Below are 14,020 nucleotides of genomic sequence, written 5' to 3'. Positions count from 1 at the left end.
GCCAAGCCTTTGATGCCATGGCCCAAGTCCACGGTCATATCTTCAGGCATGTTTTTCAGATCCGTTTCTGGAAAAATATCGGTTTGATTCGGATTGCTATAGGCCTTGACCAGCTTCTGCGTCGCTTCTCTTTAATGCATCTTAACGCTTGTCATCCCAGAAATTGACCGGCTGCACGTTCTTCGTTAATATTTCAAATTGATATCCTTCAGCCTTCAGCGTTTTCAGCACTTGAGGCAATACTTTCAGCGTAGCTTCCTGATCATGCATCAGCACAATCGGTGTAGTGCCCTTCTTCTTCACATTGTGAACCTGCTGCATCACGTTATTATATACCTTCTGATGATCCTTCTTGTATTTCCAGTCCAATGAATCGACATTCCAATCCCAGAGATGAAATCCACCCTGCCCCAGAAGCACATTGCGATATGCAGGTTTAAGATACGGCTTGCTGCCATAAGGTGTGCGCACAAGGCTTGTTTTGACTCCGGCCACCTTGTTAAGACTTTCATTCGCTTGCTGCATTTCCTTCAATCCGCTATAAGCTGATTTGTAAAATTTCCCTGGGACATGAGTTACTCCATGCAGCCCAAGTCCATGACCTTCTTTTACAATTCGCTTGGTCGCTTTCTGATATTGTTCCATATGAGGCCCGAGCATGAAAAATGTAGCTTTCACCTTGTACTGATCCAAAATGTCCAGAAGCTCGCCCGTATGAGCTGTAGGGCCATCATCGAATGTCAGATAGATCATCTTGGAGCCGGCCTTACTTGCAGCTTTGTCAGCAGACGCTGCTGCCTCAGTGGACTGCGGCAGGAACAACAATGGAAACATAAGTAAAATAGCAAGTGTAGTTATTAGTTTTTTGCGAATATGCAACATAGTGAAACGTCTCCCTTGTGTGTGTTTTTCCCCAGGTGTGTAATCCTTCGTACTCGTATCCCATGGCGATTAATGTTAATAGTATCAGAGATTCATCATGCTCTTCTCGCTCAAAAGGCTACGGTAGAGTTACACTTTTGTCAGATAAACTTAAAAATTAAAACGATTTTGATAGATTTAAATCATTGACAGACGCCCGTAAGAGTAAATCATAACATTATATCTATTATGACATATTGTCTATTACCCCAATTAGGCCATTTGATAGACTCCACTTCGTTTTATTTAACAAACAGCAAAAAAAGCTTGCACGCATGCAAGCTTTTTTCCGCATCATGTCACCACGGAAGAGGATTGTGCTTTTTCTCTTTCATTGTTCAATGACTAAGCTGTACAAGCCACCTTTCGTAGCTCCGTAACATGATTTACGGTATGTATCAAAAACAGGCTTACTCCGCAGGAGCCGTAAATGAACGCTTAGCAAACTCGGCATCCAGCATGTAGAAGGCGTTGCTGTCATTTTCAATACGGCGCAGTTTCTGAATGATGTTATCAAACAAAGCTTCCTCTTCTACCTGCTCGTCGATAAACCATTTCAAGAAATACATCGTAGCGTGTTCACGTTCATTCAGCGCGATATCCGCAAGAGCGTAGAACTTTTTGGTGTTCTGCTGCTCATGTGCATAACCGTGCTCAAACACATCCAGCATCGAGCTGTATTCGTTCTTAGGCTCAGGCATCGCTGCAAGTGTAGCGCGGTGTCCGCGGTCGTTCAGGAATTTGTAGATTTTCATACCATGGAAACGTTCCTCTTCCGCCTGCACAAGGAAAAAGTTCGCAAACCCGTCAAGGCTTTTGCTGGAACAATATGCGGCCATCGCCATATATACATGAGCGGAATAAAATTCAAAGTTCATCTGCTCGTTTAACGACGCAGTCAGTTCTTGACTCATTGTGGAGCACCTCTTTCTTTTCGTTGGAATAGCTTTATTTTACCATAACGTGAAAGGTGTTTGCATGCGAAATTCTACAAATTTCGTCAAATATCCTGTTGGAGCAGCCCATGCAGTCTAAACAAAACAAAAAAAAAAGCCCTACCCTCACGGTAGAGCCTCTTTCGATCATGGGTTGAAACATTATACCAAGAACGCTTTGGAGATGATAACCAACAGGATGAACAGAACCAGAATCGCGCCTACAGAAGTAAAACCACCGTAGCCGTAACCTCTTGTGTCTCCACTTACAACTTCGCTCATTGACTGTACCTCCTCTGCAACAGGTATGGGTTATCTTATGCAGAGAAGCGAACTTTGACAGGGCGAATGCCCTATAGTTCAAATGCGGTTTGCTTCTTTTTGAATTAATAACGTGGCGACTGGACCTGCATGATATCCATAAAGGGTACTTTCGCCGTGAACTCCTCTTCCGTATGCTCCACATGAACGAGCCGGGTACGGGAATCCATTTTTACAATAATGCCCTGCACCTGCTCTTCCTTGCCCCAAACAGTTAACAATACTTCAGAACGTTCATGAAAAGCTTCTACCAGTTGATTCCCCAGCTCCTCCAGTTCAAACTCATCCCGTGTGGGTCTTTTTGCAACTTTTGCTTTGGCCAATGCGGCTGCCCCCTTTACTCCGACGTCCCGATTCCACGGTTGATTGCCGAGTGCATATTCAGCTAGTATACCATTCATTTACGTTTGTGTAATGCCCTTACTCCTCCCTGTCCTCGATCAGAATGCTATACTCGTTGGATCTGGATTCGCCTGGGCCTGGGCGTTTATGTTCGTTCAACTCATATGTTTCCGAAAGTTGGTATATTCACTGGGTATATATGTAAGGTTTCTTGTCATGTTTTAAATAAAATCGCTTGCGTTTTGCTAATTGTATCTTATAATCAACTTATACGAGAGCAGTCTGTCGTATCATTTCTATGCAGTCAGCGGTGATATATGAACAGTTCATCATTACATAACGGTCAGATCCCGACAGAATATGAGAGTAAGCATTCCAAATGGATAAGAAAAATGCTCCATGCCTATTGGGTTGTTGTCATTGTTCACTTTTTAATTCAGCTTGGTTGTTATCTTTTTCTAAAATATGACCGTACCCTTCTGGATTTTATAGTCAACGTCCTGTTTTGGCCTACCGCGATCAGCATTTTCTGTATTTTGCTCGCCAGCTATGTAGATCGGAAACATCCTTCCTGCTCGTTCACAACGATGTCCGTTACCAGCACCGTAATTGCCTGGACCATTATTCATGTCAATTACGATATACGAATTATGCTCGCTATATGCCTATTGCCGATTTACGCTTCTGTGCTTTTCTTCAACAGCAAACGGGTGTGGTTTGTTTTCTCCTTGCAAATGGTCGGGTACGCGCTTCTGCTGTTCGATCCGGCCTATCGTGCATATTTAAGTCCGTTTGACATGGTATCTATTCCGGCGTTCCTGATTGTGGCCACTTATGTTGCACAAATCATTGTGACCAGCGGTGTCGAGGTGCTGGAGGATTTACAGCAGAGTATGGAAGCCAAGCAGGAGCTTATCGTACGAAATGCCATCATTGCCAAGCAGTCAAAAACAGACGGGTTAACTAACCTGTACAACCAAAGCTCGTTTAAAGACTTTTATGAAAAAGCATTTGAATATGCCAATAGTGGAATGAGCCTGCATCTGGCCTTGATTGACATTGATAATTTCAAATTTGTTAATGACACTTATGGACACCGGGTTGGGGATATTATTTTGGAGAAGGTATCCCTAATTATTCAGGAGAGCATTACGGCAAGTGATATTGCAGCTCGGTATGGTGGCGAGGAGTTTGCTTTGTTGATGCTAGAGCAATCCTTTGAACAGTCGTATAACTTGGTGGAGCAAATCAGGCAGAAGATTTCGCTGATGGGCCATCTTGAGCTTGAGGGGGCTTCAATTACCGTCAGCATTGGTTTGAAAGGATACAGTCTCAATCTGAGTAAAGAAAAATTGTTTGAAGAAGTGGATGCCTGTCTGTATGCTGCTAAACGTACGGGCAAAAATAAAACGGTGACGTCACTGATCTCAGCCTGACGCACCGTCAATATGTACAAAAAAGTTGTGTTGTATCCCGTGGCGAGTACGGTGGACAGCACAACTCTTTTTTGTTATCTCTGACAATCCTCACTTCGCCAAACCTGTGTGCAGCGTTAAACCGCCCACTCCCACCGATGTTTATACTGTTCCAACTTGGGATGCATTTCTCCAGGCTGCCCATCAATAATCAATCGTACTTGTTTGATCCATTCTGTGAACGAGTCAAACGAGGCCCATAGATTAGCCATCTTCGCCGTCATATATAGAAAAAGAGGCGCGGCATACTCTGTTTGCATATGCCTCAGCGCTGAATCAATAGGTGTATACTTTTTTCGTTTCCCTTCCAGTCCCTCCACCCGAATGGCCATTAACGAGTGATCCCGCCGCCATTCATGAAGTCGATCCTGCCTTTGATAAAAGGGCTGCACCGCATCCCGGCTCATTCGCTTCACCGTACTCTCATGTAACGGGTACAACACAAGCTGTTTAAAAGCTCGTGCATCCAGAATAGCAGCCGCTCGTTCCAGTTGCTCGTCTGTTACATGCTGGAACGAGTCGTAGAATATCAATGTACCTTTACGGCTGGGTGTTGCCGGCTCGAAGCCGTACGGCACGTTGGTGTATTTTCCAGACAATTCTCTTCCTCCCTACTCTAACTCTTGTTATTTACGTCTGCGGCGTGCTGATTGTCAATCCATATCTCTATTATATGCTAGCTGGTTTCATCCAACTCGGAATAAAAGGTCACTCTGTTTTTACCCGTGCGCTTGGATAGATATAACGCTTCGTCTGCCATACGAATAATATCACTTGGATTCGAGCTATTCGTCGGATATTCAGCCCCTCCGATGCTACAGCCGATGTGCACACGCTCATAATCAATGATAAACGGTTTGTTCAAGCTTTGGATAATATCCTGAGCATATTGAATCGCTTCTTCCCTGGGGCGATCTCCAACAGAACGAAGCACAATCAGGAATTCGTCACCCCCGAGACGCACCGTAATTCCCTGCTCATGACTAAGAGCAGTTAGGCGCTGAGCTACCTTTTGCAGCAATATATCACCGGACTGATGGCCAAGCGTGTCATTGACACTTTTGAAGCCGTCCAGATCCAGATATAGAAAGGTAAGTGCGTGGTCTTCACTTTCCATCTCCAACGAATCCTCAAGGTACACCTCAAGTGCTGTTCGATTTTTTAATCCGGTCAACTGGTCAACATGAGCCAGATTTTGCATCACGACCAGTTCTGTGTCTTTATCCATGATTGAAGCTACCATGTTGCGCAAGGAGCGAGACAGGTCCTCAATCTCTTTGACCCCTTTGTTGTCCGGAATTTCAATATTCTCGCCTGCACCCAGCCGATTGGCTACTCTCGTCAGGCGAACCAGCGGTGCTGATATCCATCTGGATATTAACCAGCCGATCAATACAAATAGCAGCGTCACGGCAAGACCCGTCCAGATGTTAAACCACATTAGATCAATTACGGAAGCATACGCCGTAGATTTCACCTGTCTTATGATGATCGTCCAGCCTAATCCGGGGTAATCCCGATATCCCTGACTATATGCAATTCCTGTGACGTATTCCTTGCCATCCGGCCACTTCTCACTAGACCAGGTGCTTTTGTCATAGCGGGCTTGATTAATGCCTTGTAGCATCAACGATTTTCCAATCCATTCCTTTGGGCCAAGCAGCACTGTATTCTCTTTTTTGCTAACGATAAAAAATTCAAGGTCCTTCTCTCCGCGTTCCAGCGGAACAAGAACGGATTGCTCAACTTCTTTGGCCCACGCCCAGCTCAAATGTGCCGCTAAGACTCCTCGAATCTCTCCCTTACTATCCTTCAGCGGGAAGCTGATATCAACAAATTGCAGCGGCTCTCCCGAAGGATTAGGCAGCAGTTTAGCCAGCAGGACTGCATTATGTACATCCCCTATAAACTTCCCCTTCATGCCCTCCTGAAACACAGGCCGTTCAGCCAGATTTTTGCCTAGCAATACCCCGTCTGTAGCAGCAAGTACATTCCCCTTGGGGTCCATGTATCCAACCCATGAAAAAGTGGGAAAGCTAACTTGCAGCTGGTCTAACATAATCTGAATATTAACCGGGTTAAATTCATCATTTAATGAGGACATGTTGCCCAGAAGATGCAGCTCCCCTGATCGGGCATACATAAACCGATCCAGCTTGTCCGTTGCCTGGGCAGCCGTGCCCTCCAAAGAATGACCAATCTCTGTTTCTATGGCTACAAATGATTTTTTACTATATATAGATCCAATCGTTATGATTACCAGCAGAGATAATGCAGCGAAAATAACGGTGAGCACCGTTCTTAGTTTAAATGACATGATGGCCTCCTGCACATACGATGAACATTCTTACTATTTTACCCGTTCAAACTCTCAATTGTAAAACGGCAAGACATCGCTTTCACTTATTGTGAACTATATCGGCTTGATTCATCACGTTTTTTATATATGTGTCCATATAATTATGACAAATCAACTTCGAGTTCCTTCCATTCAAAGAATAGTCACGATTCTGTATATACATACTTGGGTTATGAATATAGAGAGCAAGCATATCCTTAAAGAATTGCGCCTGTAATGTCACATACAGAGAATGACGAGAAAATAAACACTGGGGGTGTAATGTTGAGCCTGCTTCATGCTGCTGTTATTTTTCCTTTTGCGGCTGGATTACTGATTGCCATGCTGCACAGATTGTTCCGTAACGTGCATCTGGGATGGGCGGTGCTGCTTGTACCGGCATCCTTATTCATTTATTTCATGAGCCATATCTCTGCTGTATCACAGCGTCATGCCATCACGGGTCAGATCCCCTGGATTCCTTCCCTGGATATCGGTTTTAATCTGTACCTTGACGGTTTGAGTTTACTTTTGGCACTGCTGATCAGCGGAATCGGTATCCTTGTTGTCTTCTACTCCATTTTTTATATGAGCAAAACTGAAGCCTTGCAGCGCTTTTATCTGTATCTGCTAATGTTCATGGGCGCCATGCTTGGCGTTGTACTATCAGACAATATGATCGTGCTGTATGGATTCTGGGAGCTGACCAGCATTACGTCATTTCTGTTGATCGCATTCCATTACAAACGCAAGGCGTCGACCTCTGGCGCTCAAAAATCATTCCTGATTACGGTTTTTGGCGGTTTCGCCATGCTGGCCGGATTCATGCTGATGTACCTCATGACAGGAACCTTCAGCATTCGGGCTACCATTACCGAGTGGGGGCAAATTCAGGACAGTTCACTTTTCCTGCCAGCCCTTGTACTGATTCTGATCGGAGCCTTCACTAAATCGGCACAATTTCCATTCCATATCTGGTTGCCCGATGCAATGGAAGCTCCTACACCCGTCAGTGCATACCTGCATTCCGCTACAATGGTCAAAGCCGGACTCTATGTGGTTGCTCGCTTTACCCCGATTTTTGGTGGACAGGGTCTCTGGTTCTGGCTTGTCACAGGTGTTGGACTGCTGACTCTGGGATACGGATCATTCCTCGCTGTCAAAAAGACTGATCTCAAAGCCATTCTCGCCTATTCAACAATCTCACAACTGGGTCTGATTATGTCCCTCTTCGGGATCGGATCTGCAGCTCTCTATTTCGGATATGGCGACTCTTCAGCAATGTACACTGTTGCGATTACGGCAGGTCTGCTGCACCTGTTCAACCATGGAACATTCAAAGCCGCGTTATTTATGGTTGTTGGTATCGTGGATCATGAGACAGGAACACGGGATATTCGCAAGCTCGGCGGTCTGGCCGCTTTTATGCCGGTAACCTTCAGTCTTGCTCTGATTGGCTCGCTTGCCATGGCAGGCATCCCGCCCTTTAACGGGTTTCTGAGTAAAGAATTGTTCTTTCAAGCGATGGTGCAAATGACGGACCTGCGTATCTTCGGACTTGGTTCCTGGAGCGTCCTGTTCCCTGTTATCGCCTGGCTTGCCAGCGTGTTTACGCTGATCTATGCCCTGATTATTGTGTTCACAACATTCCTCGGTCGTAGCCGAAGTAAGTTGCCAGCCGAGAAATTACACGAAGCGCCTGCCGGCCTGCTTATTCCGCCGTTCGTTCTGTGCATTCTGGTTATCGGCTTTGGACTCTTTCCAGATCTGCTATCCGGGTCACTGATCGAACCGGCCATGGCTGCCGTTCTGCCTTCCCTTCTGAATGGGAACGAACGCTTTGATGTGCATTTCTCATTATGGCATGGATGGACTCCTGAATTGTTCATGACCATTGGGGTTGTCGTAATCGGAGTCCTGCTGTATAAGCTGCTGCCACGATGGAGGAATATTTATGAGCACTACCCTCAAGGGCTAACGATTAACAATATGTATCATGTGGTGCTGGACAACGTGCAGCATTATGCCCGCAAATGGACGGAAGCCTATATGAACGGCTCGGTTCGGAGTTATCTAGTTTATATTTTCTCATTCACGGTGGCACTGCTGGTCTATGCCTTCTTCCGCTCAGGGCAAAATATTACGTGGAATGTGCAAGATAATGCGCCTTATTCCTTCTACGAGGTCGTACTCCTGCTCACTCTGATTGCAACCGCTGTTTCTATTCCTTTTGCCAAAAACCGCTTGTCCGCTGTCATTATGACCGGAGCTGTCGGTTATCTGGTTACGTTGCTGTTTGTGCTGTTCCGGGCACCCGATCTGGCGCTGACGCAGATGATTGTGGAGACGGTATCGGTAGCACTGTTCCTGCTCTGCTTCTATCACCTGCCTGAATTGCAGCGGGGCAAATCCAGCCGTCGTTATCTCACCGTTAATATGATCGTAGCCATCTCCGTGGGTGTTGTCATGACACTAGTTGCTCTCGCTGCAAGCGGAACAGTATCGCTGGATAGCATCTCCGCATTCTTTTTACAGGAAGCCTATCGTTCAGCGGGAGGTAAAAATGTCGTAAACGTGCTGCTTGTTGATTTCCGCGGTTATGATACCTTGCTTGAAATTATGGTTCTCGGTGTGGCCTCTCTCTCTATCTACGCCATGATCAATCTCAATCTGGAGGCGAAGGATCTCGGTGCCAGACTCAAGTTTCGCAAAAAAGAAGAGAAAACGGATGAGGAGCCCGAGCTTGATGATGAAGCAGACAACACCATAAAATACGGTAATCGCGAGCGCAATACATTGTCGTGGGATACCGTTCCTTTGCAAAGCAATGATGTGTTGCTGCAAACGACGACAAAGGTGGTCGTATTCATTATTCTGACGTTTGCGATGCACCTGTTCTTTGCCGGACATCATAATCCGGGGGGCGGGTTCATTGGAGGTCTGGTGACCGCAGCAGCGCTGGTGCTTATTGCTCTCGCCTTCAGCACAGATACAATACGCAAGGCTCTGCCCATTGATTTTCGGACTCTAACAGCCATAGGTCTGGGTATCGCCTTGCTGACTGGCGCAGGCTCGTTTCTATTCGGTGCTCCGTTCCTCAGTCAGACGTTCGGATATTTTGAATTACCTTTGCTGGGTGAAACCGAGCTTGCAACAGCTATGGTATTTGATCTCGGTGTGTACCTTGCTGTGCTGGGTGTTACGATGACTATCATTTTACAGATCGGGGAGGATCGTTGATATGGAGATATTGATGTGTGTGGCCGTGGGCATTCTGTTCGCGGTTGCCGTCTTTTTAATCTTGTCACGGAGCCTGCTCCGTATCGTGCTTGGCATGTCCATACTTACGCATGGCGTGCATCTGCTTCTGATTACAATGTCACGTCTCAAAACCGGCGCACCTCCGCTGCTGGGAGAAATGGCTGAGAAATACGTTGATCCGCTTCCACAAGCACTGATTCTGACGTCTATTGTGATCAATTTTGGACTGACCGCTTTCTTCTTTGTACTCTCCTATCGTTCATATCTGAAGCTGCAAACAGACGATATGGAAGAAGTCAGGGGGCGGCCATATGAGTAATCTTGTCGTTCTGCCCATTCTGTTTCCACTGATCACAGGCGTCATTGCATTGCTGTTCTTCCGCAAAATAAATGTGCAGCGTTTCGTCAGCGTGATTGGCCTTTTGGCCACCGCCACCGTATCCACCCTGCTCATTACACGTGTCACACAGTCTGGCATAGTTACGCTAAACATGGGTGGCTGGGCGCCTCCGTACGGTATTGTGCTTGTTGCCGATATGGTTGCAGCCCTGCTCGTTGTGGCTTCTTCGATTATTGCGCTCGCCTGCCTGCTCTACGCATTTCGAAGCATCAACAGGGAACGAGAGCAGCATCACTTCTACCCCTTCTTTCATTTCCTGATTGCAGGTGTAAACGCATCATTTCTGACAGGCGATTTGTTTAATCTGTTTGTCAGCTTTGAATTGATGCTCATCTCCTCCTATGCACTGATTGTACTCGGAGGTACAGAGAGGCAGCTTCGGGAAACAATCAAATATGTATTGATTAACATCGTGTCCTCTGCCTTGTTTGTGGCCTCGATTGGCTTCCTGTATTCCATTACAGGCACACTAAATATGGCCGACTTGTCGGTTCGCATTGGCGAAGTGGGACAGAGCGGAGTCGTCACGTTAATTGCAGTCCTTTTCCTGATCGTATTCAGTATCAAAGCCGGGTTGTTTCTGTTCTTCTGGTTGTCCGGCTCTTATGCGGCGCCGCCAGCTGTTGTTACAGCACTATTCGCCGGATTGCTTACGAAGGTCGGGCTGTATGCGATTGTACGGACGTTTACGTTGATCTTCTATCATGATCCCGATTTCTTCCATGCCTTGATTGGCTGGATGGCCGGAGCAACGATGGTTCTGGGCGTCATCGGGGCGATCTCGTATCGTGACGTGAACAAAATTTTGATCTATAACGTCGTTGCCGGGGTTGGATTCGTTGCATTCGGCATGGCTGCTGCAAGTCGTTCCGCTCTGGAGGGTCTGCTGTTCTATATGCTGCATGACATGCTGATCAAAACCTTGTTATTTCTGCTTGGCGGTGCCTTGATTGCAGTAGCGGGCACATCCAAGCTCGACAATATGGGCGGGCTGATCCAGCGTTATCCGATGCTCGGCTGGATGTTCTTCATCAGCGCACTTGCGCTTGCCGGCCTGCCGCCGTTCAGTGGCTTCCCTGGCAAGCTGCTGCTCTTTGAAGGCGGTCTGGAGGCCGGGCTGTATGGTCTGACCGGGATAGCCGTGCTGTCCAGCCTGCTTATGCTATATTCGGTATTACGCATCTTCATTCAGGCGTTCTGGGGTGAACCTCCTGCGGGAATGACACGCCGACCTTACGCGGTGAACGGGCTGCTTATCCCCGCCGGCATCCTATTTGCATTTATCATCGTCATGGGCTTGGGCGCTGAAGGCATGTTCCAGCTGACCTCCCGCGCAGGCGATATTCTGCTGCATCCCAATATTTATATTGATGCGGTATTGAAGGAGTAGATGTCTATGGCCTTTCAGATTGTGCTCAATCTCATCATTGCCTTTGTCTGGATGTTTCTGAACAATACATGGAACGGGATCGGTTTTCTCATAGGATATATGCTCGGACTTCTCCTGATCGGAGGCATGCGCCGTTTCTTCCCGCAGCGCTTCTACCTTGTACGGGTCTGGGCCATTTTCAAGCTGCTGCTTCTGCTTTTTAAAGAACTTGTTCGGGCAAGCATCGGCGTTATTCGCGAGATTATCAAGCCCAGACTGGATATTCGTCCAGGGATCTTCACCTATCGGACCCAGCTGTCCTCCGATTGGGAAGTCACCCTGCTCTGCCTGCTGATCTCGTTAACACCAGGATCGCTGCCCCTTGAAATTTCCGGCAATCAGCGCAAGCTCTTTATTCACGCACTGGATATCAAGGACGAGGGAAAAATGAGAGACGACATCCAGAACACGTTCGAAAAAGCAATTATGGAGGTGACACGTTAATGTTATCCTCGCTGCTGTTTATTTCACTACTCATTCTGTCTCTGGCTATTCTGGCTTGTCTGTATCGCGTGCTCCGCGGCCCTTCCATGGCTGACCGAATAACTGCGCTGGATACGATTGGAATCAACGTTATCGCGATTGTAGCTGTATTGTCGATGATGCTGCAAACGCAGGCATATCTGGATATCATATTGCTAATCGGCATACTGGCTTTTTTAAGCACGGTTGCATTTGCACGTTATATCGAACGAGGGGCGGTGTTCAAAAATGAAGGAGATCGTTAGCGGAACCGCTGAGACAGCGATTGGTCTGCTGGTACTGCTTGGCGCCCTGCTCAGTGCGCTCAGTGCCTTCGGACTCCTTCGCCTGCCAGATGTATATTTAAGGGCACATGCAGCCACCAAAAGCATGACGCTTGGTGTATTTTGTGTTCTGAGCGGTGCATTTTTCTTCTTTTGGTATTTTGACAATTACATCAGCGCACGCCTGCTGCTCGGAATTTTGTTTGTATTCATCACAGCTCCTGTGGCGGGACACCTGAATGGCCGGGCAGCTTATCGTACCGATGTGCCACTCTGGGAGCAAAGTGTGCAGGATGAGTTGGAGCCGTTATTAAAAGGCAAAAAGATGAATCACGAAGCAAAGGATATGATGGAGTAGTCTAATAAACTGAATTAGGAGGTTCACACTGGACACTCCGATGACAGAATAACCAACGCTTCGCTTCTCCAGGTTTTTTCTGTCCTCTCCGTTAATGTGTAAAAAATAATTCAACTTATATAGTAGCGAATATAAAGTAAACAAAATCCCCCGGAGGTACCGCTCCTATGCGGCTTTCCACCGGGGGATTTCCGTTATAACCTAAATATTAATATTGTTTGTATACTTCGATACAGATAGAACTTACCCACCAAACTACTCTCTTATCAGAAGCCGCTTAATCCTTGACGTTTCAGGTCCGCAGCTACGATTCGCGCCAGCTGCGCTGCCCCTTGCCGGTTCGGATGCAGACTGTCACCATTCATATACAAGGCGAGTGTTGCAGCGGGACCAATAGAAGTAAAGTAAGCCGAGCTTAGCTTGTTCAAATCCACAAGCGTAACTCCTTCTTCCATTGCCAGAGCACGTGTAGAGGCATTATACCAGCGATTCTCTGCCTGATGCACATTGGATGCATTAAAGTCAGTAGCTCGACCTTGAGGGGTAGAGAGAACGACTGTTGCCCCTTTGCTCTTCGCTTTTTGGACCATCTCCCGCATAATTTCTTTGAACTGCGCTTCCGTCGTATTGTTCTTGGTGTTAGTATCGTTGATGCCAAGCTGCAAAATGAAGTAATCACCCGGTTTAATATACTTCAGGATGGCCTCCATCTGACCATCATCGCGAAATCCTCTGGCAATCTGACCGCTCGTTGCCATATTTCGCACCTGAAAGGTCGTATTGTTTACATAAGACGGCAACAGCTGCCCCCATCCTCCTTGTGTGCTGCTGCTCAGTGGATAATAGTTACATACTGTAGAATCCCCGCCAATGTAGATCGTACGATTCGTAACGGGCTGATTCGAAAGCTTGCGAATCTCCAGTGCGCTCAGTGTAAATGCCGTACCCGCTTTGCCCTCAGTCACCAGCAGATTCAATTGTCCGTCTGTGATCGGAATCTGGAATTGATCGGTTGCCCCGTTGCCCGTCATATTCATGATCTGGTATACCCCTTCTGCTGCGACACTGGCTCTCGCGGTGTTACCCAGAATCACTTTAACTTCATACAGTCCATTAGGAAGATCAACGTTAAATGTGTTATTGCTTTTGGTACCAAACGTCATGAATTGAACCGCATCACTTCGAACACCGCTACCTGATGCCGATACATTTCTCATATTCGCCGGTGTATTGAAGCCGTACCCCTTCGAAGGCGTGTAAGCCTCCGTTGCCGATACCCCTGTATATCCGTTCTCTACCGCCCCTGCACCAAAATCAAATTTGTACTGATCTCCAGCAGCTTCGGCAACCTGTCCACCCTTACTTCCCCATCCAACTGCAATCACACTTGTTGCAAGAACCGTACACAGCATCATTTTTAAAGAGGTTGACCATCTCACCCTTCACCGCTCCTCTCAAATTTTAGATACTTCCATGGGTGCATTTGAGCTTGCT

14 protein-coding genes are annotated in these 14,020 nt (G+C 46.9%); 7 read left to right on the top strand and 7 right to left on the bottom strand.

What is annotated here, in order from left to right:
• Positions 1-141 precede the first annotated feature (141 nt).
• The 4 genes from DFQ00_RS08455 to DFQ00_RS08440 form a co-directional block, all read right to left on the bottom strand.
• Positions 142-882: a polysaccharide deacetylase family protein gene (locus tag DFQ00_RS08455; protein WP_110896047.1), complete on the bottom strand. Its 741-nt coding sequence runs from the start codon at positions 880-882 to the stop codon at positions 142-144.
• A 449-nt stretch (positions 883-1,331) separates the two neighbouring features.
• Positions 1,332-1,835 carry a ferritin gene (locus tag DFQ00_RS08450; protein WP_110896046.1) on the bottom strand — a complete coding sequence of 168 codons (504 nt, stop codon included), beginning with the start codon at positions 1,833-1,835 and terminating at the stop codon, positions 1,332-1,334.
• Between the two features lie 183 nt (positions 1,836-2,018).
• Positions 2,019-2,138 (bottom strand): dihydroorotate dehydrogenase, encoded by a 120-nt coding sequence (locus DFQ00_RS08445; RefSeq protein ID WP_110896045.1) that lies wholly within the window; start codon positions 2,136-2,138, stop codon positions 2,019-2,021.
• 104 nt (positions 2,139-2,242) lie between these two features.
• Positions 2,243-2,500, bottom strand: coding sequence for a YolD-like family protein (locus DFQ00_RS08440; protein WP_090920584.1), 258 nt, complete (start codon positions 2,498-2,500; stop codon positions 2,243-2,245).
• A 411-nt stretch (positions 2,501-2,911) separates the two neighbouring features.
• Between DFQ00_RS08440 and DFQ00_RS08435 the strand changes: the two genes are divergently transcribed.
• Positions 2,912-3,955 (top strand): GGDEF domain-containing protein, encoded by a 1,044-nt coding sequence (locus DFQ00_RS08435; protein WP_174812294.1) that lies wholly within the window; start codon positions 2,912-2,914, stop codon positions 3,953-3,955.
• Positions 3,956-4,071: 116 nt separating this feature from the next.
• On the opposite strand, the gene DFQ00_RS08430 is transcribed toward DFQ00_RS08435, so the two are convergent.
• Together DFQ00_RS08430 and DFQ00_RS08425 are read right to left on the bottom strand one after the other, a co-directional pair.
• On the bottom strand, positions 4,072-4,593 hold the full coding sequence (locus DFQ00_RS08430) for a hypothetical protein (protein WP_110896043.1): 522 nt from the start codon (positions 4,591-4,593) through the stop codon (positions 4,072-4,074).
• Positions 4,594-4,670: 77 nt separating this feature from the next.
• A complete protein-coding gene (locus tag DFQ00_RS08425; protein ID WP_110896042.1) occupies positions 4,671-6,311 on the bottom strand; it encodes a sensor domain-containing diguanylate cyclase in 1,641 nt (546 codons plus the stop codon).
• A gap of 306 nt (positions 6,312-6,617) precedes the next feature.
• Between DFQ00_RS08425 and DFQ00_RS08420 the strand changes: the two genes are divergently transcribed.
• From DFQ00_RS08420 to mnhG, 6 genes are read left to right on the top strand one after another with little or no spacing between them, the layout of a single operon-like run.
• Positions 6,618-9,572: a Na+/H+ antiporter subunit A gene (locus tag DFQ00_RS08420; RefSeq protein ID WP_110896041.1), complete on the top strand. Its 2,955-nt coding sequence runs from the start codon at positions 6,618-6,620 to the stop codon at positions 9,570-9,572.
• Position 9,573: 1 nt separating this feature from the next.
• Positions 9,574-9,912 carry a Na(+)/H(+) antiporter subunit C gene (locus DFQ00_RS08415; protein ID WP_110896040.1) on the top strand — a complete coding sequence of 113 codons (339 nt, stop codon included), beginning with the start codon at positions 9,574-9,576 and terminating at the stop codon, positions 9,910-9,912.
• On the top strand, positions 9,905-11,383 hold the full coding sequence (locus DFQ00_RS08410) for a Na+/H+ antiporter subunit D (protein WP_110896039.1): 1,479 nt from the start codon (positions 9,905-9,907) through the stop codon (positions 11,381-11,383). The genes DFQ00_RS08415 and DFQ00_RS08410 overlap by 8 nt, the downstream gene beginning before the upstream one ends.
• A 6-nt stretch (positions 11,384-11,389) precedes the next feature.
• Positions 11,390-11,866 carry a Na+/H+ antiporter subunit E gene (locus DFQ00_RS08405; RefSeq protein WP_110896038.1) on the top strand — a complete coding sequence of 159 codons (477 nt, stop codon included), beginning with the start codon at positions 11,390-11,392 and terminating at the stop codon, positions 11,864-11,866.
• Complete coding sequence (locus tag DFQ00_RS08400; protein WP_110896037.1) at positions 11,866-12,150, top strand: Na(+)/H(+) antiporter subunit F1; 285 nt, start codon at positions 11,866-11,868, stop codon at positions 12,148-12,150. The genes DFQ00_RS08405 and DFQ00_RS08400 overlap by 1 nt, the downstream gene beginning before the upstream one ends.
• Complete coding sequence (gene mnhG, locus DFQ00_RS08395) at positions 12,134-12,526, top strand: monovalent cation/H(+) antiporter subunit G (protein ID WP_110896036.1); 393 nt, start codon at positions 12,134-12,136, stop codon at positions 12,524-12,526. The genes DFQ00_RS08400 and mnhG overlap by 17 nt, the downstream gene beginning before the upstream one ends.
• Positions 12,527-12,792: 266 nt before the next feature.
• On the opposite strand, the gene DFQ00_RS08390 is transcribed toward mnhG, so the two are convergent.
• On the bottom strand, positions 12,793-13,965 hold the full coding sequence (locus DFQ00_RS08390; protein WP_244213739.1) for a rhamnogalacturonan acetylesterase: 1,173 nt from the start codon (positions 13,963-13,965) through the stop codon (positions 12,793-12,795).
• Positions 13,966-14,020 lie beyond the last annotated feature (55 nt).

This window comes from Paenibacillus barcinonensis, from assembly GCF_003217495.1.
GTDB lineage: Bacteria > Bacillota > Bacilli > Paenibacillales > Paenibacillaceae > Paenibacillus > Paenibacillus barcinonensis.
This window is presented reverse-complemented; position numbering and strand designations above follow the sequence as displayed.

Excerpts from the sequence above, each read along its gene's own strand:
- DFQ00_RS08455 (WP_110896047.1), bottom strand. The coding sequence starts at position 882 with ATGTTGCATATTCGCAAAAAACTAATAACTACACTTGCTATTTTACTT.
- DFQ00_RS08450 (WP_110896046.1), bottom strand. The coding sequence starts at position 1,835 with ATGAGTCAAGAACTGACTGCGTCGTTAAACGAGCAGATGAACTTTGAA.
- DFQ00_RS08415 (WP_110896040.1), top strand. The coding sequence starts at position 9,574 with ATGGAGATATTGATGTGTGTGGCCGTGGGCATTCTGTTCGCGGTTGCC.
- DFQ00_RS08410 (WP_110896039.1), top strand. The coding sequence starts at position 9,905 with ATGAGTAATCTTGTCGTTCTGCCCATTCTGTTTCCACTGATCACAGGC.
- mnhG (WP_110896036.1), top strand. The coding sequence starts at position 12,134 with ATGAAGGAGATCGTTAGCGGAACCGCTGAGACAGCGATTGGTCTGCTG.
- DFQ00_RS08425 (WP_110896042.1), bottom strand. The coding sequence starts at position 6,311 with ATGTCATTTAAACTAAGAACGGTGCTCACCGTTATTTTCGCTGCATTA.
- DFQ00_RS08400 (WP_110896037.1), top strand. The coding sequence starts at position 11,866 with ATGTTATCCTCGCTGCTGTTTATTTCACTACTCATTCTGTCTCTGGCT.
- DFQ00_RS08435 (WP_174812294.1), top strand. The coding sequence starts at position 2,912 with ATGCTCCATGCCTATTGGGTTGTTGTCATTGTTCACTTTTTAATTCAG.
- DFQ00_RS08405 (WP_110896038.1), top strand. The coding sequence starts at position 11,390 with ATGGCCTTTCAGATTGTGCTCAATCTCATCATTGCCTTTGTCTGGATG.
- DFQ00_RS08445 (WP_110896045.1), bottom strand. The coding sequence starts at position 2,138 with ATGAGCGAAGTTGTAAGTGGAGACACAAGAGGTTACGGCTACGGTGGT.